Origin of the sequence: Modicisalibacter luteus DSM 23508, assembly GCF_000378505.1 — a bacterium.
GTDB lineage: Bacteria > Pseudomonadota > Gammaproteobacteria > Pseudomonadales > Halomonadaceae > Modicisalibacter > Modicisalibacter luteus.
In genome coordinates, this window is sequence record NZ_KB899990.1 from 261,147 (window position 1) to 287,486 (window position 26,340).

At 60.6% G+C, this 26,340-nt stretch carries 25 protein-coding genes; 16 read left to right on the top strand and 9 right to left on the bottom strand.

All coding sequences use genetic code 11. From position 1 onward, the window contains the following. Positions 1-11: 11 nt before the first annotated feature. From F568_RS0103890 to F568_RS0103900, 3 genes are all read right to left on the bottom strand, one after another. Positions 12-683, bottom strand: coding sequence for a phosphonate ABC transporter ATP-binding protein (locus F568_RS0103890; RefSeq protein ID WP_019017395.1), 672 nt, complete (start codon positions 681-683; stop codon positions 12-14). Continuing rightward, entirely contained in the window at positions 683-1,543 is an 861-nt protein-coding gene (locus F568_RS0103895; protein WP_019017396.1) for a putative selenate ABC transporter substrate-binding protein, read from the bottom strand. The genes F568_RS0103890 and F568_RS0103895 overlap by 1 nt, the downstream gene beginning before the upstream one ends. A gap of 230 nt (positions 1,544-1,773) precedes the next feature. Then, positions 1,774-3,936, bottom strand: a complete 2,163-nt coding sequence (locus F568_RS0103900; RefSeq protein WP_019017397.1) for a dihydrolipoyl dehydrogenase family protein — start codon at positions 3,934-3,936, stop codon at positions 1,774-1,776. 133 nt (positions 3,937-4,069) lie between these two features. On the opposite strand from F568_RS0103900, the gene F568_RS0103905 reads away from it, so the two are divergent. The 3 genes from F568_RS0103905 to F568_RS0103915 are packed head-to-tail and all read left to right on the top strand — an operon-like array spanning position 4,070 to position 6,903. Then, positions 4,070-5,035, top strand: a complete 966-nt coding sequence (locus F568_RS0103905) for a radical SAM protein (protein ID WP_019017398.1) — start codon at positions 4,070-4,072, stop codon at positions 5,033-5,035. A 44-nt stretch (positions 5,036-5,079) separates the two neighbouring features. Next, the gene (locus tag F568_RS0103910) at positions 5,080-6,381 is read left to right on the top strand and encodes a Glu/Leu/Phe/Val family dehydrogenase (protein ID WP_019017399.1); all 1,302 of its coding nucleotides are present in this window, start codon (positions 5,080-5,082) and stop codon (positions 6,379-6,381) included. A gap of 33 nt (positions 6,382-6,414) precedes the next feature. Further along, positions 6,415-6,903 carry a DUF302 domain-containing protein gene (locus F568_RS0103915; RefSeq protein WP_019017400.1) on the top strand — a complete coding sequence of 163 codons (489 nt, stop codon included), beginning with the start codon at positions 6,415-6,417 and terminating at the stop codon, positions 6,901-6,903. A gap of 5 nt (positions 6,904-6,908) precedes the next feature. On the opposite strand, the gene F568_RS0103920 is transcribed toward F568_RS0103915, so the two are convergent. Genes F568_RS0103920 through F568_RS0103935 form a run of 4 tightly spaced genes read right to left on the bottom strand, consistent with a single transcriptional unit; the run spans position 6,909 to position 10,735 of the window. Continuing rightward, complete coding sequence (locus tag F568_RS0103920) at positions 6,909-7,544, bottom strand: TIGR04282 family arsenosugar biosynthesis glycosyltransferase (RefSeq protein WP_019017401.1); 636 nt, start codon at positions 7,542-7,544, stop codon at positions 6,909-6,911. Continuing rightward, positions 7,531-8,220: a TIGR04283 family arsenosugar biosynthesis glycosyltransferase gene (locus tag F568_RS0103925; RefSeq protein ID WP_019017402.1), complete on the bottom strand. Its 690-nt coding sequence runs from the start codon at positions 8,218-8,220 to the stop codon at positions 7,531-7,533. Before F568_RS0103925 ends, F568_RS0103920 begins: the two co-directional genes overlap by 14 nt. Positions 8,221-8,264: 44 nt before the next feature. Further along, positions 8,265-8,957, bottom strand: coding sequence for a GntR family transcriptional regulator (locus F568_RS0103930; RefSeq protein WP_019017403.1), 693 nt, complete (start codon positions 8,955-8,957; stop codon positions 8,265-8,267). A 59-nt stretch (positions 8,958-9,016) separates the two neighbouring features. Continuing rightward, positions 9,017-10,735, bottom strand: a complete 1,719-nt coding sequence (locus F568_RS0103935; protein ID WP_019017404.1) for an IlvD/Edd family dehydratase — start codon at positions 10,733-10,735, stop codon at positions 9,017-9,019. Between the two features lie 169 nt (positions 10,736-10,904). On the opposite strand from F568_RS0103935, the gene F568_RS22115 reads away from it, so the two are divergent. The 13 genes from F568_RS22115 to F568_RS0104000 all read left to right on the top strand — a co-directional run bounded on the left by F568_RS22115 (position 10,905) and on the right by F568_RS0104000 (position 24,912). Beyond that, entirely contained in the window at positions 10,905-11,885 is a 981-nt protein-coding gene (locus F568_RS22115; RefSeq protein WP_040475811.1) for a tripartite tricarboxylate transporter substrate binding protein, read from the top strand. 35 nt (positions 11,886-11,920) lie between these two features. Continuing rightward, positions 11,921-12,397 carry a tripartite tricarboxylate transporter TctB family protein gene (locus F568_RS0103945; RefSeq protein ID WP_019017406.1) on the top strand — a complete coding sequence of 159 codons (477 nt, stop codon included), beginning with the start codon at positions 11,921-11,923 and terminating at the stop codon, positions 12,395-12,397. 30 nt (positions 12,398-12,427) lie between these two features. Further along, positions 12,428-13,936: a tripartite tricarboxylate transporter permease gene (locus F568_RS0103950; protein WP_026300316.1), complete on the top strand. Its 1,509-nt coding sequence runs from the start codon at positions 12,428-12,430 to the stop codon at positions 13,934-13,936. A 27-nt stretch (positions 13,937-13,963) separates the two neighbouring features. Continuing rightward, complete coding sequence (locus F568_RS0103955) at positions 13,964-15,082, top strand: mandelate racemase/muconate lactonizing enzyme family protein (protein ID WP_019017408.1); 1,119 nt, start codon at positions 13,964-13,966, stop codon at positions 15,080-15,082. Positions 15,083-15,121: 39 nt separating this feature from the next. Beyond that, positions 15,122-16,045, top strand: a complete 924-nt coding sequence (locus tag F568_RS0103960; RefSeq protein WP_019017409.1) for a dihydrodipicolinate synthase family protein — start codon at positions 15,122-15,124, stop codon at positions 16,043-16,045. 14 nt (positions 16,046-16,059) lie between these two features. Next, positions 16,060-17,061: a 2-hydroxyacid dehydrogenase gene (locus F568_RS0103965; RefSeq protein ID WP_019017410.1), complete on the top strand. Its 1,002-nt coding sequence runs from the start codon at positions 16,060-16,062 to the stop codon at positions 17,059-17,061. Positions 17,062-17,080: 19 nt separating this feature from the next. After that, positions 17,081-18,364 carry an alpha-hydroxy acid oxidase gene (locus F568_RS0103970; RefSeq protein WP_019017411.1) on the top strand — a complete coding sequence of 428 codons (1,284 nt, stop codon included), beginning with the start codon at positions 17,081-17,083 and terminating at the stop codon, positions 18,362-18,364. A 77-nt stretch (positions 18,365-18,441) separates the two neighbouring features. Then, complete coding sequence (locus F568_RS0103975) at positions 18,442-19,872, top strand: NfeD family protein (RefSeq protein WP_019017412.1); 1,431 nt, start codon at positions 18,442-18,444, stop codon at positions 19,870-19,872. 65 nt (positions 19,873-19,937) lie between these two features. Then, positions 19,938-20,768, top strand: a complete 831-nt coding sequence (locus F568_RS0103980; protein ID WP_019017413.1) for a slipin family protein — start codon at positions 19,938-19,940, stop codon at positions 20,766-20,768. 76 nt (positions 20,769-20,844) lie between these two features. Next, on the top strand, positions 20,845-21,774 hold the full coding sequence (locus tag F568_RS0103985) for a DMT family transporter (protein WP_019017414.1): 930 nt from the start codon (positions 20,845-20,847) through the stop codon (positions 21,772-21,774). Positions 21,775-22,116: 342 nt separating this feature from the next. After that, positions 22,117-23,607, top strand: a complete 1,491-nt coding sequence (locus F568_RS0103990) for a SulP family inorganic anion transporter (protein ID WP_019017415.1) — start codon at positions 22,117-22,119, stop codon at positions 23,605-23,607. 66 nt (positions 23,608-23,673) lie between these two features. Next, positions 23,674-24,528: a universal stress protein gene (locus F568_RS0103995; RefSeq protein ID WP_019017416.1), complete on the top strand. Its 855-nt coding sequence runs from the start codon at positions 23,674-23,676 to the stop codon at positions 24,526-24,528. Between the two features lie 24 nt (positions 24,529-24,552). Further along, positions 24,553-24,912, top strand: a complete 360-nt coding sequence (locus F568_RS0104000) for a RidA family protein (RefSeq protein WP_019017417.1) — start codon at positions 24,553-24,555, stop codon at positions 24,910-24,912. Here the strand turns inward: F568_RS0104000 and F568_RS0104005 are convergent. Together F568_RS0104005 and F568_RS0104010 are read right to left on the bottom strand one after the other, a co-directional pair. Continuing rightward, on the bottom strand, positions 24,906-25,514 hold the full coding sequence (locus F568_RS0104005; RefSeq protein ID WP_019017418.1) for a hypothetical protein: 609 nt from the start codon (positions 25,512-25,514) through the stop codon (positions 24,906-24,908). The two genes, F568_RS0104000 and F568_RS0104005, sit on opposite strands and share 7 nt — an antisense overlap. Positions 25,515-25,605: 91 nt before the next feature. After that, complete coding sequence (locus tag F568_RS0104010; RefSeq protein ID WP_019017419.1) at positions 25,606-26,316, bottom strand: LolA family protein; 711 nt, start codon at positions 26,314-26,316, stop codon at positions 25,606-25,608. Positions 26,317-26,340: the final 24 nt, after the last annotated feature.

The window sequence follows — 26,340 nt, forward strand, 5'->3', positions numbered from 1 at the left end:
CGAGCGAAACATCAGGCGGCCGGGGCGGAAACGTCATAAAGGAAGCGCAGGTCGCCGGTGCTGAGGCGTTCACTTGCTCTATCCAGGGCGATGCCGCCGTCACGAATGCCGACGATGCGCGTGCTGTGGCGCAGAGCGAGCTCGACGTCATGTAATGCGATCACACTGGTCTCGAAATGCTGGGTCAGGGCCTGCATGACCGATTCTGCACGTGGCCCGTCCAGCGCTGACACTGGCTCATCGGCAAGCAGCACGCTGGCCGGTTGATTGAGCGCACGTGCGATGGCGGTGCGCTGGCGTTGACCTCCCGAGAGCTCACCCGCCGGCGACCATAGCTTGTCGACCATATCCAGTGTCTCGAGCACTTGGCGCACGCGGTGGACTTCTTTCGGCAACGGCCGGATCAGGTTGGCCAGGTTGTAGAGAGTGGAATGGGCCGCCAGGCGACCCATGTAGACGTTGTGAAACACACTAAGCGTCTGCACCAGGCCCAGGTCCTGAGGCAGCAGGGCGATATCTCGACGCCGCTTGTCGTACAACAAACTGAGTAGCGTGGACTTGCCCGCGCCGCTATGGCCGACCAAGGCGACCTTCTCGCCACGGGCGACGTGCAACGTCAGCGGGCCGAGGACACGCTGTTCGCCATAAGCGGCACTGATTCGCTCGAGAGCTAGAGCCGTCATCAATCGATCAGATCCAGCGCCTGCGCAGTATCGCGAATGCCCTGATAGTCATCGTTGCTGGCCGGGATGAAACCCTCGCGGGGGAAGCTGGCGAGAAGTTTCGGGTCGTCCATGTTGACCAGCGCCTTGCGAACACGCTCCTTGAAACCCGCGCCGAAGCGTTCATCGACATCGCCGCGAATGGTCCATTGATAGTCGGCATAAGTGGGCGTTTCCCAGATCACCTTGACGGCATCGGTATTCACGTTACCGGCGGCGACCTCGCTCTCCCATACGGCGAAGTTGAGCGCACCGGTCTGGTAGGTACCCGACTCGACCAGATCGATGGTGCGAGAATGGTTGCCGCTGAAGCCGACTCGGCTGAATACCTCCTCGGGAGAGGCGTCGAACTGCTGGCGAATGTAATACTCGGGCATCAAGCGTCCGGAGGTTGAGCCCTTCGAGCCGAAGGTGAAGGTCATGCCTTGAATGGACTCCGGCAGTTGGTCCGAGGCCTCTAGTCCCGTACTTTCATGGGCAATGAAATAGGTACGGAACTGGGCATCTTCGACGCCTTGAGCCAGCGCCTCGGAACCGGGGACGAGCTGACGCGCCTGAACGCCGGAGAGCCCGCCGAACCATGCCAACTGGACCTGATTGTTTCGGAAGGCAGTCACGGCAGCGGCATAGGATTTCACCGGCACGAAGCGGACCTCGGTGTCGAGTTCTTCGGCCAGGTAGTCTGCGACCTTCTGGAAACGCTCGCGCAGTTTGGTTTCGTCCTGATCGGGAATAGCGGTAAACACCAGCGGCTCGGCGGCGGCCACCGGTGCGACCAAAGCCAGGGTGAGCATGAGCTTGCGCAGCGTGTCCTTGAACATCGGTGTTTCCTTCTTGGATAAGCGATGGAAAGCGGAGACGACCCAGTTGGTGTCGGAACGTCGCGAGCAGCGGCCAGCCAGGGCAAGAACAGGTGAAAAGGCGCAGTTTACAAGAAGTAAGTGAGCGTCATGAGCCTATTCAACGCTGGATCGACTAGCGCAGCAGTGTTGATACAGCGCTGGATCAGCGGGGTCGCGTCACGCAGTATACAAGAAGCTTACCCCGCTTATCATTGCTGTCGGTCGTGGCGCCGCCAGGCGAAGTAGCGTCCCAGCCAGCGCAGTAGACGCTCGGGCTTGTGAGCGTTCTTCCATTGTCCTGCTGCCGCCTTGTTGGCTTCGGACAGGGTCGGGTAGGGATGTACGGTGCCCAGTAACTTGCTCAGCCCGATACGGTGCTTCATCGCCAAGGTGATTTCGGCCAGCCACTCCCCGGCATTTTCCCCGACCAGCGTGGCGCCCAGGATGCGATCCTTGCCGGGCTCGGTCAAAATCTTGACGAATCCCTCAGTTGCACCCTCGGTGATGGCGCGGTCGTTTTCTCGCAAGGCGTAATGCGTCACTTCGTACTCGATGCCTTCGGCCTGTGCCTGACGCTCATTGAGACCGACACGGGCAACCTCGGGCTGCGTATAAGTCACGGCAGGAATGACGCGATAGTCGACCGCGAAGCTCCTCACGTCGCCGAACAAGGCATTAACGGCAGCATGCCAGGCCTGGTGCGCTCCGGCATGCGTCAACTGATAGGGGCCGCAGACATCGCCACATGCCCAGACACTGGGGCAACGGGTCCGCAGACATTCGTTGGTTTCCAGTGTGCCCTGGTCGGTAGTGACGATGCCCAGCGATTCGAGGCCGAGCCCTTCGACATTGGCCTGGCGGCCAAAACAGACCAGCAGCCGGTCGAAGGGCACCTTGTTGCGTTCGCCGTCATGCTCGACGATCAGGGCATGCTGTCCCGTCTCGTTGGTTTCCACACCTACGGCGCGGGAGCCGAGGCGCAGAGTGACTCCTTCCGCGATCAACCGCTGCTGGACGAGATCGCTGACGTCATCGTCTTCCCTGGCCAACAGGCCAGCCTCGCCCTCGACCAGGGTGACGTTGCTGCCCAGGCGCGCGAAGGTCTGGCCGAGTTCGCAGCCGATGGTGCCGCCACCCAGGATCGCCAGTCGTTCGGGCAGGGACTCCAGGGTCCAGAGATTTTCCGATGTCAGCACGTCGACATGTTCGAGCCCGGGCAGGTCGGGCAGGCGCGGCCGGGCGCCGGTAGCAATGATGATATGCCGCGCGGCGAGCCGGCGCTCGCCGGCTCGCACCATCCAGGGCGATTCGAGAGTGGCTTCTTCTGGGATCACATCGATGCCTAGGCCAGTGCAGCGTTCAACACTGTCATGCGGGGCGACCTTGGCGATGGCGTCATGAACATGGGCCATGACGGCGGCGAAGTCGATACGCGGCTCGCCGAACCCGTTTGTGCCATGAATCCCGAAGCGTGAGGCTGTACGCACTTCGTGAGCGGCTCGTGCCGCACGGATCAATGCCTTCGAAGGCACACAGCCGGTATTCAGGCAGTCGCCCCCCATGCGGCGCTTTTCGACCAGTGCCACCTTGGCCTTGACCGCGCTAGCGATATAACTGGCCATCAGGCCGGCCGAGCCCGCACCGACCACTACGATGTCATAGTCGAACCGGCGCGGTCGTGGATATCGGCTTCGCTGCCGACGCAGGTTCATGCCATCGACGATCTTCTTGCCGACCAAGGGAAACAAACCCAGCAGAATTAGCGATAACAGCAGTTCAGGCGACAGGATCCCCTCGAGTGATTCCAGCTCGCTCAACTGCTTCCCGGCGTTGGCGTACACCGCAGTGCCGGGCAACATCCCCAGTTGACTGACCCAATAGAAGGTACGCGTTTTCAGGCGAGTCACGCCCATCGCCAGGTTGACCATGAAGAATGGGAAGATCGGGACCAGGCGCAGACTGAACAGGTAAAACGGTCCGTCACTTTCCAGGCCGCGATTAACTTTAGCCAGCACCCCTTTGAAGCGCCTCTCGATGATGCTACGCAGCAGGGTGCGGGAAAGGAGAAAGGCCAGTGTGGCACCGATGGCACTGGCAAACGAGGCGATCAGCAGACCCTTGCCCAGGCCGAACAACGCGCCTGATAAAAGTGTCAGAAGGGCGGCGCCTGGCAATGACAAGCCTGCAGCGGTCACGTAAACCAGAAAAAAACCACCCGCCATCAGCCAGGGCGAGTCGTCGAACCAGTTACGGAAGTTGCCGAGTTGGTCACGCAGGAACCCGAGTTCGAGCAGGTCGTCACCGCCCAGGACAAAAAACAGGCCGATGCCCAGACCCACGAGAAGCAGCAGGAAAAGCTTGTTACGTTTCAATAAGCACCACCTTCATCATCCTTGAAAGTAATGGAACGGCCATCCTTGCCGCTGGTCAGTGGTTATACGCTATCGCGTTTCCTGGCCGAACGCGCGGGCCATCGTCGTTATCGATACCTTTGGGAGTGTATCCATGACATTACCAGATACTGCGTCTGTGCAAGGTAGAATCCCCGCTATCGATGCGACGCCCTACCAGGCACTGCGCGGGGCATGGACGCACACGCGGGCTGGGGAACCGCGCGGCTACGTCGATTTTCAACGTCTCGATGAGCTGTGGCTGCATACCGGTACCGCCTGCAATCTGTCATGTCCCTTTTGCCTGGAAGGATCCCGTCCGGGCGATGGCCGGCTCGACGCCATGCGCCTTGCCGATGTTCAGCCCTTTCTGGATGAAGCCGTAGAACTGGGCGTGAAGCAGTTTTCCTTCACCGGCGGCGAGCCCTTCGTCATCAAGGGGGTTATCGATATCCTGCGTTATGCCAGCGAGCGTCGTCCTTGCTTCGTGTTAACCAATGCCACCGACCCGCTGCTGCGTCGAACTCATCAGCTGTTACCGCTGGTGTCACAACCATTTCCGATTCGCTTCCGGGTCAGTCTCGATCATCCCGACCCGGTGCGTCACGATCGAGACCGGGGAGAAGGCAGCTTCGCCAAGGCGTTGCAGGGCATTCGCTGGCTTCACGAGCATGGCTTCGAGGTTTCGGTGGCTCGGCAGCAATCGACCGATGAGAACGCCGAGGCTGTCGAGGCAGCTTTCCGAACGATCTTTCGGCGTGAAGGCCTGCCCGACAATCTGGCGTTCACCGCCTTTCCCGATTTCGGCACGCCGGGCAGCGACGACAATTCGCCTGAAATCACAGAAAAATGCATGGAAAAGTACCCGACAGAGACAAGTCGGGCGCATTTCATGTGCAGCTACAGCCGCATGTTGGTCAAGGAGCAGGGGCACGTAAAAGTCTACGCTTGTACGTTAGTGGATGACGATCCCGATTATGCGGTGGATACCCTGCGTGACAGTCTCGATACCCGAGTCATGCTACGCCATCACCGCTGTTTCAGTTGCTATCGTTTTGGGGCCAGCTGCAGCACGCCCTGACCGGAAAGACAGGACGTACGATATTCGACGCGAAGGAGCGGTTCATGACCGAGCTGGAAACGACACTGGGCGATGCCCAGTCGCGCCTGGAAGCGATCTATGACGATCTCGATGCCGATGAGGATGTGCGCCAGCGCCTTGCCCAACCCAGGCTGAGCATTCGCGTCAGTGTTCCCGTTCGCATGGATGACGGTTCGCTGCGTGTTTTTCAGGGCTGGCGGGTGCAGTACGACGACACCCGGGGGCCGGCCAAGGGCGGCATCCGCTTTCATCCCGATGTCGATGAAGACGAAGTCACGGCGCTGGGTTTCTGGATGGCGATCAAGTGCAGTGTGCTCGGTCTGCCGTTCGGCGGGGCCAAGGGCGGCGTATGCGTCGATCCCAAGAAGCTGTCGCGTCTCGAACTGGAACGGCTGTCTCGCGGCTACATTCGCGCCATTCACGACATCATCGGCCCCGACCGCGATATCCCTGCGCCCGACGTGAATACCAATCCCACCGTGATGGGCTGGATGACCGACGAGTACGATCAGATCGCCCGCCGACAGGTACCGGCGGTGATTACCGGCAAGCCGCTTGGCCTTGGCGGGTCAGAAGGGCGCGTGGCGGCGACCGGGCGCGGAGCGTTGCAGGTGTTGAACCTGTGGGTGCAGCGCCAGGGCAAGACACCTCAGGACATGACCGTTGCTGTTCAGGGATTCGGCAATGCCGCCTACCATTTTGCCCGCCTGGCCAGGCAGGGTGGCTACCGCATCGTGGCACTGTCGGACTCGAAAGGTGCCATCCTGTCGCGTGACGGGCTCGACCCCGACCCCATCCATGAGCACAAGCACGCCACGCGTGAACTCAAGGGCATGCTGTACTGCGAGTCCTCGCTGTGCGAGGAATCCGGCGTGGAGCACATGAGCAACGAGGATCTGCTGGCGCTCGATGTCGACGTGCTGGTGCTGGCAGCCATGGAAAATCAGATCGACGAGAACAACGTCGACCGGGTGCGCGCCGACAGCATTCTGGAAATCGCCAATGGCCCGGTAACCTCGGGAGCCGATGCCCGTCTCGAGGAGCGCGGCGTCACCGTGCTGCCGGATGTGCTGGCCAATGCCGGCGGGGTGGTCGTCAGCTACTACGAATGGGTCCAGAATCGTACCGGCGATTACTGGTCCGCCGACGAGATCGAAGCAAGGCTGGCCGAACGGATTGACCGTGAGGCCACGCGTTGCTTCGACCTGGCCGAGGAAAAGCGGTTCTCCCTGCGCACCGCGGCCTATCGGCAGGGGCTGGGGCGCATTGCCGATGCCATGACACAGCGTGGCACCCGCCGTTTCTTCAATGGCGATGCTGGTTGATACGGCGACCACCCATTTCATGGAGAAACTGTCATGACACTACGTATCCCAGCCGGTCACCGCGCATCGCTCAGCGCCCTGCTGTTGACCCTCACGCTGGGCGTTGCCCAGGCAGCAACAACTGAAGGTCCCTTTCCAGGTATCGAGCATGTGACCAGCCAGGAGTCGGTCAACGAGGTCGAGGCGAAGCTACGCAAGGCCCTGGAATCGCGTGGCTTGACGCTGTTCACGGTCATTGATCATGCCCAGGGGGCCGTAGATGCCGGCCAGGAATTGCCGCCCACGTTGACCGTGATCTTTGGCAATCCCAAGGTAGACACGCCGATGCTGCAGTGCCAGGGAAGTGCGGCGCTCGACCTGCCGCAAAAGATGGTGATTCGCAAGGTCGATGACGGGACGCGTATCGAGTGGAATTCCCCGGCTTATCTGGCCGAACGCCACGGCTTGCAGGACTGCGATCTGCCACTGGACGACATGGCCGGCGTGGTGGGTGAGATGGCGCACGAAGCGGCGGGCAAGTGACCCGGTCAGATAGAGTCTTGGTGCCAGGCTTGCCAGCGCGCCAGATCTTCGGGACGATCGATATCCCAGACCACGGCAGGGCAGGCGCACCGCCAGCCGAGTGCGTCGATATGCTCCCGTGTCTGTTGCATGACTCGAGCGCTTCCCCAGTCGACGCCCTCGAATATCTGGCGGTTGGCACGGCGCAAGCCGACCAGCGCATAGCCGCCATCCTCGGCAGGCAGGAAGACACATTCCACCGTTTCCAGCGCGACATGGCAACGCTTCAGCAGATCGGGAGTCAATACCGGACAATCGCTACCAATTACCAGGCCAGGACTTGGCATGGCTGCCAAGGCGGCGTACATGCGCCGGCCCAGGTCTCCGGTTGGCTGTTCACACAGCCGGATGCCGAAGCGTTCGCGACAGGTCTCGAAAAAGGCATATTCCGGTGAGCCTGGGTGGGCCAGCGAAGTCCATAGAGTGATCGAAGCCGGGGGCGTGGTTGCTACTACAGTTTCCAGCGTCTGCCAGACCAACTGACGATGTAGCTCGGCGGCCCCTTCTGCACCTAGTTGCGGGATGAGACGTGTCTTGGCCTGGCCGGGGATGGGGGCCTTGGCGAGAATCGCCAGGGGGAACGCGGCGTCAGCGTACGTCATGATATTCCTCTGCCAGGGTCCGGCTGTCGACGCCTCGCCAGTAGCGGTAGCGCAACCGCCACATCTGAAAGATGGTACGCCAGGTCCCCTGGGCCTCCCAGCGCCGGCCCGAACTGACGACACGCTCTCGCAGGCATACGGGCGGAGAAAGTCGATTCAGGCGGCGACAAAGCTCGATGTCTTCCATCAGGGGCTGTTCCGGAAAGCCGCCGACTGTCTCGAAGGCATCACGCGTCATGAACAAAGCCTGGTCGCCGGTGGCTATGCCGGTCAGCCGTGAACGCAGGTTCATGCCAAGTGACACCATCGATAGCCAAGGCGAATGTCCTTCCAGGCGGATGTCGAACCGTCCCCACACATGACCATCGACCAAGGCGGCAAGCACTCGTTTGTCGGCTCGGCGTGGCAGGCGCGTGTCGGCATGCAAGAACAGCAACCGCTCACTTCGGCTGGCACGCGCACCGGCGTTCATCTGAGCCGCTCGACCGGGACGGCTGGTGATGACAAGGCTGGCATAAGGCGCGGCGAGTCGGCGAGTCTCGTCGGTACTGCCCCCGTCGACGACGATGATTTCGCAGCCACACACCCACAGACCCAGCAACGACGATAGCTGCGACTCGATGGCCGCAGCCTCGTTGAGGGTAGGGATGATGATGCTGAGTGTCGGCACGTTCACTATATGGGGTCGTCCGCCATCCTGGCGATGCCTGCGTAGCGTATTTAGCGATGACCCAGGCGCATGTTGTAGAGGTTGATATAGCGATCCTTGGAAATTCCCAAGTGGTTGCGGCAAAGCCGAATGAGTTCGTCCCTGTCGCCAGCCTTGAGCGCCTCGATCATAGCGATATGCTCCTGGCGGGCACGCTGAACGCTTGCTTGGTCTGAGGTACCGATCGAACGTATGGCATAGACTTTCTGGGCATATTCGTTGATCGTTTCCGACAGGTATTGGTTGCCACAAGCGGCGAACAACGTGCGATGAAAGGCGATGTTGTAGTGGAACACGGCCGGCAGATCGCCACGGTCCACGGCCTCGTTATGGTGGCGCTGGATTTCTTCCAGTTCGGCCATCACTGTTTTGGGAGCAGGCATGGGAATGCGCTCGGCACTGGCGATTTCCAGTATCTCGCGCATCGCATAAATGGCTTCGACTTCCTCGGGCGTATAGGATTTTACGAAGGCCCCTCGGTTCTTAATGCGTTCGACTAGCCCCGTGGTTTCCAACTGAAAGAGGGCCTGCCGGACCATATGACGTTTGCAGTCGAAGCGGACCATGAGGTCCTCCTCTACCAGGCGCTCCTTGGGAAACAGGCGGCCAATCACGATATCTGCTTCGAGCGCGGCCACGATATCTTCCACACTGGCGGCTTGTCTCATTGGCTCGGCGGAGTTGGTCAAGGGCATTCGTGTCATTGCAAGCTTCCGGGAAACGGCAGGCCGACCCTGGTCGGCCTGCGAAACGTACTTTACATCTATCTTGGTACGGACTGAGTCATGGGCGGACGGCTGAAACGAAAATCGCAACCCTCCTCCGCCTGAAGTATCTCTTCCAAGAACAGACGGCGATAGCCAAGGGCCTCTTGGGTTACTAGCGCCGGAGATAGCGATTGCCGGCGGCGCTCGAGCTCCGCGTCATCTACCAGTAAGGTCAGCTCCCTGGCCCGAGTATCGAGGCGGATAAGGTCGCCATTTCTGACTAGAGCCAGTGGTCCACCGGCGGCAGCTTCCGGAGAAACGTGCAACACGACAGTGCCTGCGGCGGTGCCACTCATGCGTCCGTCGGAGATACGTACCATGTCCTTGACGCCGCGACTGGCCAGCTTTTTAGGAATCGGCAAGTAACCAGCTTCGGGCATGCCGGGGGCGCCTTTGGGTCCGATATTCTGTAATACCAGCACGTCGTCAGGGGCGACGTCCAGCTCAGGGTCGTCGATTCGATTTGCCAGATCATCCATGGAACTGAAGACCACGGCGCGGCCTGTGTGCTGCATTAATTCTGGATGAGCGGCAGACTGCTTGATGATAGCGCCGTTAGGGGCCAGATTGCCTCTCAGAACAGCAATTCCACCTTGCGGATAGATAGGGTTGTCGTGAGGACGCACCACTTGTTGATCGATAATTTCTGGCGTGGCGTCGATATTCTCGCCGAGGGTTCGGCCGTTAATTGTCATCGCATCCTCGTGAAGAAGATGCCGGATGGGACGCAGCAGGGCGGCGAGGCCACCTGCACGATGCAGATCCTCCATGTAGTGCTGCCCCGAAGGCTTGAGGTCGACGAGGACAGGCGTATCACGTCCCAGCCGGTCGAAAGCCTCCAAGTCTAAGTCGAACCCCAGACGACCGGCGATGGCGGCCAGGTGGACCACGGCATTGGTAGAGCCGCCCAGGGCCAGCAGGACGCGCATTGCATTCTCGAAAGCCTGGGGAGTCATAATCAGTGCAGGAGTGACTTTCTCAGCTGCGATACGTACCGCTTCGGTGCCGGTGAGTTCGGCGATCCGGCGTCGATCTGCCGTGACGGCCGGGGCTGCGGCGCTACCGGGTAGCATCATTCCCATGGCCTCGGCCAGGCAAGCCATGGTGCTTGCCGTTCCCATCACCGAACAGGTCCCGACGGTAGGAACCAACTGATCATTGACCTCGATGATTTCCTGATCATCGACTTCCCCGGCACGGTAGGCGGCCCAGAAACGCCGGCAGTCAGTACAGGCGCCCACCCTCGTGCCTCGGTGCGAGCCTACCAGCATGGGCCCCGTCACCAGTTGGATCGCCGGAATACCGGCACTGGCAGCAGCCATCAACTGGGCCGGCACCGTCTTATCGCAGCCGCCAATCAGGACAACGGCGTCCATGGGCTGGGCGCGGATCATTTCCTCGGTATCCAGCGCCATGAGATTGCGCAGATACATGCTGGTGGGGTGTGCGAAGGATTCATGCAGCGAGATGGTTGGAAAATCTACCGGGAGGCCGCCGGCCAGCATCACGCCACGCTTAACGCTCTCGACAAGATCGTTCACGTTGCCATGGCAGGCATTATATCCGCTGAATGTATTGGCGATGCCAATAACTGGGCGTGACAGCGCATCGTCCGTGTATCCCATGCCCTTAATGAAAGCCTTGCGCAGGAAAAGAGAGAATCCTTCGTCACCGTAATTGGTCAGCCGTGTCGACATGCCTTTCTTGTTGGTCATTACCGTCTCCTGATCGAGCGTTAGCGCGTCTTCGCATCGAGTTAATTGTCTTTGTGAGGCGACATTCGCCTTTAGTTTTATGGTTAACAAAATTATTGACAATTTTGTTGTAAGAATACTAGGTTTCAAACGGCACGCAACAAATACAATGCAAATTGGAGACGCCGAAATGAGATTAAAAACGCTAACTGCCGCACTCGTTGCTGGAATAACCGTATCCATTACCCCAATGATGGCGAGCGCTGACTACTCTGCAGCCGAGGAGGTCAAGGTGCTCATCGGATTCAAGCCTGGTGGGGGCAGCGACACCCTGGCCCAACTCGTCCAGCCCTACCTGAGCGAGAGCCTGGGAGTGAATTTCGTCAACGAGTATCTGCCTGGCGCAGCCGGCGCTATTGCTTGGACACGGCTTACCACCCAGTCGCCCAAGGATGGCTCGGTTATCAGCGTGACGAATACGCCTATGCTGATGACCAATTACGTCATGAACGATGCCATCTCCTACCGCCAGGATGACTTCACGCCACTGGCCAATGTCGTCACCGATCCGGCCATCATCGTGGTCTCCAATGACAGCCCCTTCAAGACATTTGCGGACCTCAAGCAAGCCGCAGAGAAAAAACCTGGAACGGTCACAGTCGGCAATTCTGGCGTCGGTGGTGATGACCACTTCTCGACATTGCTCGTCGAGAACAAGGCGGGTATTGAGTTCAAGAAAGTGCCCTTCCAAGGCGACAGCCCGTCTGCAACGGCAGCCATGGGCGGCAAGATCGATGCCAGCTTCAACAATGTGGGTACCGTCTACAACCAGATCGAGGCAGGAAACCTACGCGCCCTGGCTGTGCTGGCCAACGAGCGTCTCGACATCTTGCCTGACGTCCCGACCCTCAAGGAGCAGGGGATTGATGTGGTAGCCGGCTCCTCCCGTGGCTATAGCGCGCCTGCCGGTATTCCCGAGGAAGCACGCAAGCAACTGGTCGCGGCCTTCGACAAGCTCGCAACCAATGAGGAGTTCCTGGCTGAGGCCAAGAAGCGCGCTCTCAATGTGGACTTGGTAACGGGGCAGGAATACGACCAGATGTTCCAAGACGTGGAAAGTCAGGTCAAGGAAATGTGGGCGAACATGGAAGCCAGCGATTCCCAGAAGTAACCGGCGAAATAGCTTGAAATAGAGAGGGGTATGTCATGAACGTTAGCCGTGTATTCCTGGGTATCTCTGGAGTAGGCGTCGCTGTGTTGTTCTATGTGAATGCACTGGAATATCCAGATGCGGCTGCACAGATGCCCCTCATCTATTCAGTGACGGTCGGGCTGCTGTCTCTGGCCATGGTGGTGTCCGAAATTTGGAAAAGGAAGATAGCCAGCGGGCCCGACACGGTGGGTGAAGACGAGCCCCAAGCAACCGAAGAAGAGAAGGGGCGCATGCGGGGAAAGGTTTCTGCCGCCCTCGTCTTCGCCCTGGCCGTCCTTTATGTTCCGCTCATAAATGTGCTGGGCTATTTGATCGCTACCGTGCTGTTCATGGTGGCTACCTTGGCGATGATTCGCACCGTATCGCTCAAGGTGGCGGCCATCGGTATTGCCGTATTGGTTACGGTCATTTGCCTGGTATTTATCGCATTCCTCGGCCTTCCCATACCGTTGCTGCCGTCATTCGTCTGACGTTGCACTCACTCGCTTCAGGTAAAGAATATGGATACGTCACTAGTCATGACGGGGCTGACCAATGTCCTCACCTTGACAAATATTGCCTTTGTCGTCGGGGGCACATTGCTGGGGCTATTCGTTGGTACCATGCCGGGGCTCTCGGCGACGATGGCGCTGGCCCTACTGCTGCCGCTGACGTTCACCTTCGACCCTGCCACCGGGTTGAGCATGCTGGCCTCCATCTACGTCGGGGCCTCCTATGGCGGTTCCATCGCTGCCATCCTGTTGAAAACACCAGGCACGCCGGCCGCTGCTGCAACGGTCCTCGACGGCTACCCGCTGTCGCAGCAGGGCCAGGCCGGAAAGGCGCTGGGTATTTCGTTGTTCGCATCCTTCTTCGGCGGGCTGATGAGCGGTGCGGCGCTCCTGCTGGCAGCTCCGTTGCTGGGCAGCCTGGTCGTCGAGTTCGGCCCGGTGGAACTGTTCGCCATCGCTGTGCTGGGCATCACCATCATCGGTTCGTTGGCCCAGGGGTCGGTCATCAACGGGCTGTTCTCCGGTGCACTGGGCCTATTGATCAGCATCATCGGGATGGACCTGACCACGGCCACACCGCGCATGACCTTCAATAACATCAATCTGTTCTCGGGCGTCGAGTTCACCATTGCCCTGATCGGCCTGTTCTCTATTCCCCAGGCGCTGACGCTGATCGAGAACGCACATCGCGACAATAAGGTCGCCAGTCGCATCACCGACCGGCTGGTGCCGCGGTTCGCCGAACTGAAGGCGCTGATGCCCAATATTCTGCGCTCGGGAGGTATTGGCATCGCTACCGGCCTGATTCCCGGTACTGGCGGTGATACTGCCAGTTGGTTCGCCTACAACGAGGCCAAGCGCTTCGCCAAGGACAAGAGCCGATTCGGCCAGGGCGACATCGCCGGGGTCGCCGCCCCCGAAGCGGCCAACAATGCGGTGGTCGGTGGTGCGCTAATTCCCACCATCGCCTTGGGCATCCCGGGCAGTTCTTCCACGGCGATCCTGCTGGGTGCACTGATGGTGCACGGCATTCTGCCCGGACCCAACCTGCTGACCGAGCATGGCGATGTCACCTACACCCTGATCTGGGCGGTCATGCTGTCCACTGTCTCCCTGCTGATCGTCGGGCTGCTGTTTACCAAGGCCAGCGTCAGCGTGACCAAGATTCCCGATGGATTCGTCGCCTGCGCCATCATTACGCTGTGCATCATCGGCTCGTTCGCCATCAACAACCGGATCTTCGATGTGGGATTGATGCTGGCCTTTGGTCTGTTCGGCTACTGGTTGAAGAAGGCCGATGTATCACCCGCGCCGATGGTGATCGGTCTGATTCTCGGCCCGGTCATGGAAAACGGTTTCCACCAGTCGATGCTGATCGGTAATGGCAGCTACGGCGTCTTCCTGGAAAGCCCGATCGCCGTGGTGCTATTGGGCATCGCCTTGATCTCGGTCCTGCAGGCCACTCCTTTGTTCCGCTGGTTACGCGCGCCGTTCAAGCGCCGCCTCAAACACGGTTGATCGACCCCGATTCAGGAGACTTTTTCAATGACACGTATTACCGATGTCCAGGCCAGAACCGTCAGCGTACCGCTCGATACTCCTACCAGTTTCTCCAATCGCCAGGTGTTCAAGCGCGACTACGCCTTGGTGAAGGTGACAGGGGACGACGGCGTGACCGGGATCGGCTTCTGTTACGGTGGAAACAATGCCGGCGAGCTAGTAACCCGCGCCGTACGCGACCTGCTGCGTCCGGTGTTGGTGGGGCAGGACGCCCATCACGTCGAAGGCCTGTGGCAGGCGATGTATCAGGAAAGCCTGTTGCATGGCCGCACCGGTTCCGTGATGCGGGCCATCAGCATCCTTGATACCGCCTTGTGGGATCGCAATGCCCGGGCCTCCAACCTGCCACTTTACAAGTTTCTGGGGGCTTACACCGACAGCGTGCCGGCCTACGCCAGCGGTGGCTACTACCTGGACGGCAAAACTCCCGACAGACTCGCTGACGAGATGCGCCACTACGTGTCACTGGGCTTCAAGGCCGTAAAGATGAAGGTTGGCCGCGAGGACCTGAAAGGCGAGGAGGCGCGCCTGGCTGCGGTGCGAGAAGCCGTCGGCGACGACGTCATCGTCATGCTGGACGCCAACAACGCCTGGCGGGACCTGCCGTCGGCGCTGGCTTTCATGCGCATGGCCGAGCCCTACGCGCCGTACTGGATAGAGGAGCCGTTCAGCCCCGACGACATCGACAACCACCGCCGCCTGGCCGAACGCACCCCGGTGCCGGTCGCCACTGGCGAGATCGAGGCAGGACGTTGGCGCTTCAAGGAGCTGCTCGACAAGGAAGCGGCAATGATCCTACAGACCGATGCTGCGGTATGCGGCGGCATCAGCGAATTCCGGCGTATCGCAGCAACGGCGGCCAGCTATGGCGTCGATCTGTGCCCGCACTGGTTCCATGATCTGCATGCGCACCTCGTCGCCTCGACACCCAACGCCTCCTATGTCGAGTTCTTCGCCGATGACCAGGTACTTAACTTCCGAAAGTTGATCGACCATCAACTGGAATTCGTCGATGGTCAGCTGCTCTTGCCGCAGCGGCCCGGGCTGGGCTTCGATTTCGATCCGGACGTGCTCGACCGTTACGCCCAGGCACCGTGGGGCTGAGCTGGCAGCCATAGAGAAAAATAGACAAGAGGAACAACGATGAGTATCGATACAGGGCGCGTATGGTCGCCGGTCATTACCCCATTCACGGCGGACCTTGCGCCGGACACAGCGCGCTTCGTGGCGCATTGCCGCTGGCTGCTGGACAACGATGTGGGCCTGGCCGTGTTCGGCACCAATTCCGAGGCCAATTCGCTGTCGGTGGACGAGAAGTGCAAGTTGCTGGACGCACTGATCGATGACGGCATTCCTGCCGAACGGCTGATGCCGGGAACCGGCAGCTGTGCGATTCCCGACGCTGTGGCATTGACCCGGCACGCCGTGGACAAGGGGGTGGAAGGCGTGCTGATGCTGCCGCCGTTCTACTACAAGGGCGTCTCCGACGAAGGGCTGTTCCGTTACTTTGCCGATGTCATCGAGCGGGTGGGGGATGAGCGGTTGCGCATCTACCTGTACCACATTCCGCCGGTCTCCCAGGTACCGATCTCGCTGTCGCTGATCGAACGGCTGCTCGCGGCCTATCCCGGCACCGTGGTCGGCGTGAAGGACAGCTCGGGGGACTGGGACAACACCAAGGCGATGATTGATAGCTTCGGTGCCGACGGCTTCCAGGTATATGCCGGCAGCGAGCCGTTCCTGCTCGATACGCTGCGTGCCGGCGGGGCGGGATGCATCAGCGCCACGGCCAATGTCAATCCCGGACCGATCGCGGCGCTGGCCAGGCAATGGCAGGACGACGATGCCGACGACCAGCAGGCGGCCCTGATCCGTACCCGGCGCATCTTCGAGAGCGTGCCGATGATTCCGGCACTCAAGGCGGCCACGGCGCGCTATAGCGGCATGGATAGCTGGGCTCGCCCGCGCCCGCCGCTGGTCGAACTCAATGCCGAACAGCGACAGACGTTATTCTCGCGTCTGGATGATATCGGCTTCGATATGCCCGGCGTGCCGACAGGCAACTGATCGAGGGCAATCCCATGAACAGCAAACGTGTCGTTGCCGTGCGCCGGTTGAAGCCATGGCATCTCGATCGGCTGCAAGAGCGGTTCCACGTCGACTATTTCGAGGAGCCCGATCACGACCCCATGGCTTACCGGGAAGCGCTGCACAAGGCGCATGGCCTGATTGGCGGCAAGTTGCAGGTCTCGCCAGGCACGCTGGACGATGCACCGCATCTGGAAGCCGTTGCCACCATCTCGGTGGGGTACGACAACCTGCCGGTCGATGAGATGAACCGACGCGGCATCGTGTTGACCAATACCCCTGACGTACTGACCGAGACCACTGCCGATACCGGCTTCCTGCTGCTCATGGCCACGGCGCGACGGTTGGTGGAATTGACCGATTTCGTTCGGCAGGGGCACTGGACACAGCATGTCAGCGAGGCACAGTTCGGCCACGACGTGCATGGCAAGACGCTGGGTCTGGTCGGGATGGGGCGCATCGGGCAGGCCATTGCCAGGCGTGCGCTGGGCTTCGGTATGCAGGTGCGTTATACCCACGCCTCACCCAAGCCGGAATTCGAATCGCGCTGGGGCGTCGAGCGCCGCGATTGCGAGACGCTGCTCGGCGAGTCGGACTTCGTCTGCCTGACCGTGCCTTTGACGCCCCAGACCGAATATCTCATCGGCGCCGATCAACTGCGGTGCATGAAGCCATCGTCGATACTGATCAATATCGCCCGTGGCCGTGTCGTCGACGAGGCGGCGCTGGTCCACGCCTTGAAGGAAGGCGTCATCGCCGGGGCCGGCCTCGACGTGTACGAACGCGAGCCCCTGCCGGCCGACTCGCCTCTGCCGAGGATGTCGAATGTCGTGGCCCTGCCGCATGTCGGCTCCGCGACCTTCGAGACACGTGATGCGATGGCGCGCTGTGCCGTTGATAACCTGTGCCAGGCACTGGATGGTGAGAAACCTCACGATCTGGTCAATGCCGAAGCATGGGCGTTGCGCCAAGGGCACGGCTCGCTAGCCACATGAAATGACTCAGGGACCTGCCATGTCCGGTTTACGCTCTCGACGCCTGGCGTCGATACTGAATTTCGAGGATTTCGAGAAGGCGGCGCGACGCCATCTGCCGCGTCCGATCTTCGGTTATGTGGCCAATGCCGCCGAGGATCGCAAGACGCTGTCAGCCAACCGCAGCGCCTTCGACGATTATTGCTTCGTGCCGCGGGCATTGGTCGATGTCTCCCGGGTATCGCTGGAGACCGATCTGCTCGGCAAGCGATACAGTGCGCCCTTCGGTATTGCACCGATGGGCATCAGCGCGCTCTCGGCCTACCGGGGCGACATCGTCCAGGCTCAGGCTGCGGTCAGGGCCGGTATTCCCATGATACTCAGTGGCACCTCGCTGATTCCCATGGAGGAAGTGGCAGCAACGGGAGGGACGGACTGGTTCCAGGCTTACCTGCCCGGCGATCCGGCAGGCATCGAGGCACTCATCGAGCGCGTCAGGCAGGCAGGCTTCAGTAAACTGGTCATCACTGTGGACTATCCTGTACCGCCCAACAGTGACAACAACAAGCGCAGTGGTTTTTCCTCGCCATTGCGACCCAGCCTACGCCTGGCGTTCGACGGGCTCATTCGGCCCCGCTGGCTGTTTGGCACTTTCCTGCGCACGCTCTACAAGCATGGTATTCCGCATTTCGAGAACAATTACGCCACGCGCGGTATTCCGGTCATTTCTACGAACGTCAACCGTGACTTCTCCGGCCGCAGCCATCTCAACTGGCAGTACCTCGAGCTGGTCCGGCGAATCTGGCCGGGACAACTGATCGTCAAGGGTATCCTGAACCCCGAGGATGCCCGGAAGGCGCGCGATGCCGGGGTTGATGGCATCATCGTTTCCAACCATGGCGGACGCCAGCTAGACAGTACCATCGCTGCGCTGCGGGCGTTGCCGGCCGTGGTCGACGCCGTCGGCGACCTACCGGTCATGGTCGATAGTGGCTTTCGGCGTGGCACCGATGTGCTCAAGGCCCTGGCGCTGGGAGCGAAGTTCGTATTCATCGGGCGACCCTTCAACTACGCGGCGGCCTATGCCGGAGAAGCGGGAGTCTCGCATGCGATTCGCCTGATGCAGGATGAGGTGGCCCGCAACATGGCACTGCTGGGCGCGACATGTATCGAGGAAGTTACCCCGGATCGGCTTTGCGTCAACGGACACGGTCCGGCCGGCCTTCCAGCAACCGCTGCCCAGCCTGGCGTCCCGGCGTATCGTCCCGGTGAGGCAGCACAGTCCCGGCCGACGTCGGACCAGTCCCTCGGATCAATGACTTGATCTGAGTCTACACGGCGATGCCCTGGAGTAAGCTACAGTGGTAGCAGGATCAGGATTTTCCTGGCCGGGAGGTCGCCGTGCTGAATCCCATCCGCGCTTCAAGCGCCTTGCGTTGTGTCGGCTGGATAGTCGCGTTGATCTGTGGAGCGTTGCTGGCCTGGGTGGCCGGCGCCCAGGAGACGCGCCAGACTGCAGTGGTCATGACTATCGATGGCAGTATCAGCCCGGCCACCAGTGATTACTTCCAGCGTGGATTGCAACGCGCCCAGGCCCAGGATGCCGAACTCGTGATCCTGCGCCTGGATACCCCCGGCGGCCTGGATGCGGCAATGCGCGACATGATCGGGGCCATGCTCGTTTCCGACGTTCCGGTCGTCGTCTATGTTGCGCCGCAGGGCGCCCGCGCCGCCAGTGCCGGTACCTACCTGCTGATGGCCAGCCATGTAGCGGCCATGGCGCCAGCTACCCATTTGGGATCGGCCACACCGGTACGCATTGGTGGCGGTGGCCCGCCCGGCGGTGGCGACGAGCGCTCCGAGGATCCGGCCGGACCCGAGCAGGACGGGAACGATAATCCGGAGACCAGCGAGCCACGCCGGGGTGATACGGCAATGGAGCGCAAGGTTCTCGAAGATGCCGTGGCCTATATTCGTAGCCTGGCCGAGCGCCACGGGCGCAACGCCGACTGGGCTGAACGTGCCGTGCGCGAGGCGGTGAATCTCACGGCGCGCCAGGCACTGGAGCAGGACGTTGCCGATGTGGTGGCGACCGACATCGAAGACCTGCTGGCGCAGATCGATGGTCGTGAGGTGGTCATGCGCGACGGGACGCTGACTCTGGATACCGCGGGGCTGACTCTCGAGCGCGTCGAGCCCGACTGGCGAACCGAGCTTCTGTCGATCATCGCCGATCCCAATGTCGCCTATCTGCTGATGATCGCCGGCTTCTATGGACTCCTGTTCGAACTAATCAATCCCGGTGCCATGGTGCCGGGCGTTATCGGCGCGATCTGCCTGCTGCTGGCGTTGTTCGCATTCCAGGTACTGCCGGTCAATTATGCCGGCCTGGCCCTGGTATTGCTGGGGCTGGGGCTGATCGTCGGTGAAGCATTGATGCCCAGTTTCGGCATTCTGGGGATCGGGGGGATCGTCGCCTTCGTGGTCGGCTCGGTCATCCTGATGGACGATCGCAACATGGCGGTGTCGGTGCCATTGATCGGGGGGGTGGCCCTGGTGGCGTCCGGGTTCATGTTATGGGCGGTGATCGGCTTCGTCAGGATGCGGCGAAAACGGCCGCGTACCGGTCAAGACGAGCTGCTGGGTGCAGAGGCGGTGGCACTCGAGGATTTCACTAGCCGCGGGCATGTTCGCCTTCGCGGCGAGCGTTGGAATGCGCGGAGTCGCCAGCCGGTGCACAAGGGGCAGCAGTTGAAGGTCGTCGCTGTCGATGGTTTGACCCTCGAGGTTATGCCGCTCGGTAGTGCATCCGCCCCGTTCAGCTCTGGCTAATCCTGTAAGAATGTCGGTGTAACCCGCTAACCATCGCTCATGCAAGCGTCGCTTGGAGGTGGCCCATGATGATTTCCTATCTTGTCCCCGTCGTGCTGGTCGTGCTGCTGATCGCGGCTTCGATCCGCATCCTGCCCGAGTACAAGCGAGGCGTGGTGTTCTTCCTGGGACGCTACCAGGCGGTAAAGGGACCGGGGCTGTTCTTTATTATTCCGTTGATCCAGAAGATGGAGGTGGTCGATCTGCGGGTCATCACCATGGATGTACCGGAACAGGACGTGATTTCCCGCGACAACGTCACTGTGCGCGTCAATGCCGTGCTTTATTTCCGCGTCGTCGACCCCGAAAAGGCCATCATTCAGGTCGAGAACTTCGTCGTTGCCACCAGCCAATTGGCGCAGACCACGCTGCGCTCGGTTCTCGGCAAGCATGATCTCGACGAGATGCTCTCCGAGCGCGACAGGCTCAACAATGATATCCAGGAAATCCTCGATACCCAGACCGAGGATTGGGGCATCAAGGTTGCCAATGTCGAGATCAAGCATGTCGATCTCGACGAGAGCATGATTCGCGCCATCGCCCGCCAGGCCGAGGCCGAGCGTGAGCGGCGTGCCAAGGTGATCCATGCCGAGGGCGAGCTGCAAGCGTCACAGAAACTGGTCGAGGCGGCCAACGTCATGTCCGAGAATGGCGCAGCACTTCAGTTGCGCTACCTGCAGACCATGAGCGACATGAGCAACCGTAACTCTTCGACAATCGTGTTCCCTCTGCCCATGGACATCATGGAGGCTTTCAAGGCGATGGGACAGGGGGGCGCTCGCACAACGCTGTCGGAGCGGGCACCTTCTTCCTCGCAGCGTACCGAACAGGGCGGCGATGGCACAGATCTGGGCTGAGTCTCGGCCCGGCTTGCCTACGGCATGAAATGCGTTCAGGCTGAGCGGCTGATCGTTGCCGACCGAGAGGTTGTCCTTGTCGTTCTCTTCGTTGTCCTTGCGCCAGAAAGGCCTGCTGATGACGGCGGCTGGCCCGCTGATCATTTCTCCCGATGCGCTGCTGATCAAGCTGGTCGGAATGCCCGACAGTCAGGTCCTGTTCTGGCGAGGTGCGCTGTTTGCGCTGGGTATGCTGATCGTGCTGCTACTGCGCAGCGGACGTCGCATCGGTACGATGTTTCGACGTTGTGGGCTCACCGGACTGGGAGTGGCCGTGTTCTTCGGCCTTTCCAATCTTGGCTTCGTGCTGGGCAATCAATACACCAAAGGCGGCAATGTATTGATGATCCTGGCTGGTACGCCATTGATCGCCGCCTTGCTGTCGCGTTTCTTCCTGCATGAGCGGCTGCCGTGGCGGACCTGGCTGTCGATTCTGCTGTGCCTGGCGGGGACGTCGCTGATCGTGCTTGACGATGCCGGCCCCGGCTCGTGGCTGGGCAATGCCTTCGCTCTGCTCTCGGCCGTTTCGATGGCGGCGAATTTCACCCTATGCCGAACCCGCCCCGATATCGACATGAGTCCTATGCTGGCCGTGTCGGGACTGTTTCTCATTGTCGTGGCCTGGCCCATGGCGACGATGATGGGCGGGATACTGCTGCCGTCAGTGACGCAGGCAGGTTGGCTAGCGTTACTTTGCCTGGTCCTGCTTCCTCTGGGCTTTACTTTGATCCAGCGCGGGCCGCTCTATCTGTCAGCAGCCGACGTCAGCTTGTTGATGCTGCTCGAGACTGTGGCCGGGACGCTGTGGGTGTGGTGGATCCTTGAGGAACAGCCCTCATTACTGGCGTTTATCGGCGGCACTGTGGTTCTGGGCACGCTACTGGGCAAAAGCCTGATCGAACGCCGCCTGGAGCGTCAGGCTGGTGGTTCATCGCCCAGTGATGCCCGTTCCGCCGCTCGGCCGTGAACGGGGTGGGTAAAACCTGCTAGAATCCGCCACTTGTTGATTGGACGAACGCGACTTTTGTCGCATGCGTCGATGATATTCATGACCGGAAGCGTAACCCAATGTCTTCATCCCACACTGGCTGCAGTCCACCCTAGCGTCTGACCCTCCCCGCATGCTCCCTGCATGCTGCGATGGCATGAGCTCGTCTCGTCATTCTCCGCTCATGGCCAGCGCGTCAATCTGCTTTACGACGGTAGCGCATGTGCCTGCCTATTTTCGAAATCCAGCCTCGTGTTCTTCCTTCAGTGGGCGTCATGCTCACAGCGGGAACGTGAACGGCTGACAATCACGGAATCGAGAATGATCCGCTCCCTACAACAGACCTGGTTTTCCAATATCAAGAACGATTCCCTTGCCGGTATCGTCGTCGCCTTGGCGTTGATACCCGAGGCCATCGCTTTTTCCATCATTGCCGGGGTCGACCCCAAGGTCGGTCTCTACGCCTCGTTCTGTATCGCTGTGATCACCGCCTTCGCCGGCGGGCGACCGGCGATGATCTCGGCGGCCACCGGTGCCATGGCGCTACTTATGGTGACCCTGGTGCGTGAGCATGGTCTCGAGTACCTGCTCGCGGCCACACTGTTGACCGGCGTGCTACAGATCGTTGCCGGCTACCTGCGCCTGGGCGAGCTGATGCGCTTCGTGTCGCGCTCTGTAGTGACCGGCTTCGTCAATGCCCTGGCAATTTTGATTTTCATGGCCCAGCTGCCCGAACTGATCGGCGTGACCTGGCATGTCTATGCCATGACCGCTGCAGGGCTTGGCATCATCTACCTGTTTCCGCTGCTGCCCAAGATCGGCAAGACGGTACCGTCTCCGCTGGTGTGTATCGTTGTGCTGACCCTCGTTTACATGATGAGCGGCATGGACATCCGTACCGTCGGCGACATGGGCGAATTGCCCGATACTCTGCCGGTCTTCCTGTGGCCGGACGTACCGCTGACCCTCGAAACCATGATGATCATCTTCCCCTATGCGATCATGCTGAGTGTGGTCGGTTTGCTCGAGTCGATGATGACGGCAACCATTGTCGATGAGTTGACCGATACTCCCAGTGACAAAAACCGTGAGTGCAAGGGGCAAGGGCTGGCCAACATCGGCGCCGGTCTGTTCGGCGGCATGGCCGGCTGCGCGATGATCGGCCAGTCGGTGATCAATGTGAAATCCGGTGGTCGTACGCGTCTGTCGACCCTGATCGCCGGTGTCGTGTTGCTGCTGATGGTAGTGTTCCTCAGTGACTGGGTATCGCAGATACCCATGGCCGCACTGGTAGCGGTGATGATCATGGTCTCGATCGGTACGTTCAGCTGGGATTCACTGCGCGACCTGAAGAAGCACCCCATGAGCACCAACATCGTCATGCTGGCTACGGTAGTCGTGGTAGTCCTCACCCATAACCTGGCTATAGGCGTATTCGTCGGGGTACTGCTGGCCTCGCTGTTCTTTGCCAATAAGGTGGGGCGGGTACTCTACATTAGCAGCGAGATGAGCAATGACGGGCGCGCCCGTAACTATCAGGTCGTCGGTCAGGTGTTCTTCACTTCAGCGGATCGCTTCGTCGATGCCTTCGACTTCAAGGAAACCCTCGAGCGGGTACGCATTGATCTGTCGCGGGCCCATTTCTGGGACATTACCGCTGTAGGCGCGCTGGATAAGGTGGTGATCAAGTTCCGTCGCGAAGGCACCGAGGTCGAGATAGTGGGGCTGAACGAAGCCAGCGCGACGATCGTCGATCGGTTCGCTGTTCACGACAAGCCCGAGGCGGTCGAGAAGATGATGGGGGGGCATTAGGATTCCCTGGCGGCATGCGGGCATGCATCCTAGAACGACGCGAGACGACAAGAAGGAATGAGCACGATGAGCGAACACGTAACGGCATGCATCGATGGCTCCGGCTATGCCACCGCCGTCTGCGACTATGCGACCTGGGCCAGCCAGCGACTCGAGGCGCCACTGACCTTCCTGCATGTGCTGGACAACCACCCGCCCCCCAACGAGGGCGACCTGTCGGGCAGCATCGGCCTTGGTAGTCGCGAACATCTGCTCGAGGAGCTTGCCTCGTTGGATGAAAAGCGCGCGCGCCTGGCCCAGGAGCAGGGGCGCATGATGCTCGAGGCTGCGCGTGAGCGCGCCATCGAGCACGGGGTCGAGTCGGCCAAGGCGCGTCAGCGCAACGGCGAGCTGGTCGCTACCTTGAGCGAACTGGAGTCGGAAATCCGTCTGTTGGTGATGGGTAAACGCGGCGAGGCAGCGCATAAGGCCAGCGAACATCTCGGTTCCAACCTGGAGCGCGTGGTACGCGCCCTGCATCGCCCGATTCTGGTCGTTCCCGAGGCATTCAAGCGACCTGAGCGGGTACTGATCGCCTTCGATGGCAGCAAGACCACCTGCAAGGGCATCGAGACGCTGGCGGCCAGCTCCTTTCTGCAAGGCATGACCTGCCATGTCGTGACGGTGGGGGCGGAGATCGCAGATGTCCAGGCGCAACTGGACTGGGCAGTGCGTACGCTCGAGAAGGGAGGAGTCGATGCCCGTGGCGAGATTCGTGCCGGTGAAGTCGAGCCGACCTTGCATGCCTATCAGCAGGAACACGACATCGACCTGCTGGTGATGGGTGCCTACGGCCACTCGCGCATTCGCCACCTGCTGGTCGGCAGCACCACGACAGGCATGTTGCGTAACACGTATATTCCGCTGCTATTGCTTCGCTAACCCATCATCATTCAGGAATCCAATATGATCCAGCGTCACGATACCAAGGCTCGTATGAGCCGAGCCGTCATTCATAACGGCGTCGCCTATCTGTGCGGCCAGGTGGCAGGGCCCGAAGCCCGCCACGGCGACATTCAGGAGCAGACACGCAGCATGCTGGCACGCGTCGATGCGTTGCTTGCGGAGATCGGCTCCGACCGTAGCCGCCTGTTGACGGCGACGATCTACCTGAAAGAGGGGGGCGACTTCGCGGCCATGAACGAGGTTTGGGACGCCTGGGTTCCTGATGGGCATGCGCCGGCGCGGACCTGCGTGACCGCCCCCATGCCGGCGGACGAGCTCAAGGTGGAAATCACCGTCACGGCCGTGGTCGAGGGTTACTGAGCCTCGGTTTCTCTAAGCCTGGGTGGTTGCGGCTGGAAGCGCAGGAACGCGACCAGCCGCTCCTCATCAACTTCGCCGATGCGGCACAGTTGCTCGGCGATCTCCGCATACTGACGCAACACGGGATCGATCAGACGCATTCGGGCGCCATCGCCCTTGGCCTCGTCGGCCTCATCCGCCAGCCACTCGAACAATCGGCCCAGTCGATGATAGTTTGGATCGCCGCGTCCCGTATTGCCGCGCAGGGCATCGACTGCGAGGCAGCGCTGAACGCTGCGCTTGTTGGGGTCGAGGCTATCCTTTTCGAGCAGCAGCTCGGCTTGGTGGACAAAGTGTTCCATCAACTGGGCGGTTTCCAGGCTGCGCTGCTGGCGGCGCTGGGCATCGAGGCTTTCCAGCAGAGAGCGTTGCTGGCGCCCTTGATGGGAAACCAGGGCTACCAGTAACAGCAGTACGCTCATGCCGACTATCAGCGCTAGAGCAAAGAACCCCAGCGACACCAGGGCATCGGATGACAGTGGCCAGGACAGATCGCTGACGGCAATGCCTGATGCGCCCAGCGCCAGCGTCGCCAGTACAACGATAACGATCGCAATTCTCACGGACTTCTCCAGGTTCGTTACAGCGACGTCTTGCTGACATAGATCGCGCTCTAACGGTTATCGGCGCTTGGCCCTGAAAACTTAGCCCTGGTTAGCCATCCGAAGCGGTTTTATGCGATGAAGTGGTTTCGCCAGTTTCAGTATTGCCCTCGGCGGCTTCTTTGGCACTGGCGGTGGTTTCAGCGATCAGCGATTCCTGAAGCCGTTGGGCGCCCTGAGCATCGACCAGTGGCTGGAAATTGCTCAATGCCAGCGTCAATTCATTGCCGCCCGAGGCCACGAAGCGTAGCGATTCGATGAAGGCCCCACCCTTGACGGCAATTTTTTTGAGGGCGTCCTCGCTGCGGTCGCGAGGTAGCAATACCAGCTGCCAGTCTTCGCGCTCGCCTTCGAACAGCATGTGGTATCGCTCACGCAGGGTGGCGAGATCGCCCTGCAGAAGTCGAAACAGCAGGCGCGCAACCTGAGGTTCCTTGGGCAGGCCATCTGTAATCTCGCCCAGAGGAGAAAGGGAAAGAGCGGGTACGTCAGTGGCCAGTTCCGCAAACTGGCCAGCGACATCGAGCGTGACGATACGGGGCTGAGGCGAGACCCAGTGCCAGGCCAGCGATTGCGTCGGCGTGAACAGGATCTCGCCATCGGCGTGAACACGTATCTCAGCCTCGGGAAGCCAGCGACTCTGCTCGACCCGGCTCTGAAAGGCCGGCGTATCGCCCTGCCACGTTTGCCATTCTTCCGGTGTTACGGCCTGAGCAACAAGGGGCATCAGCACGAGAAGCAGGCCGCAAGTCAGTCGATTCATGAGGGTGTCCTGAGCTTGCTTGGT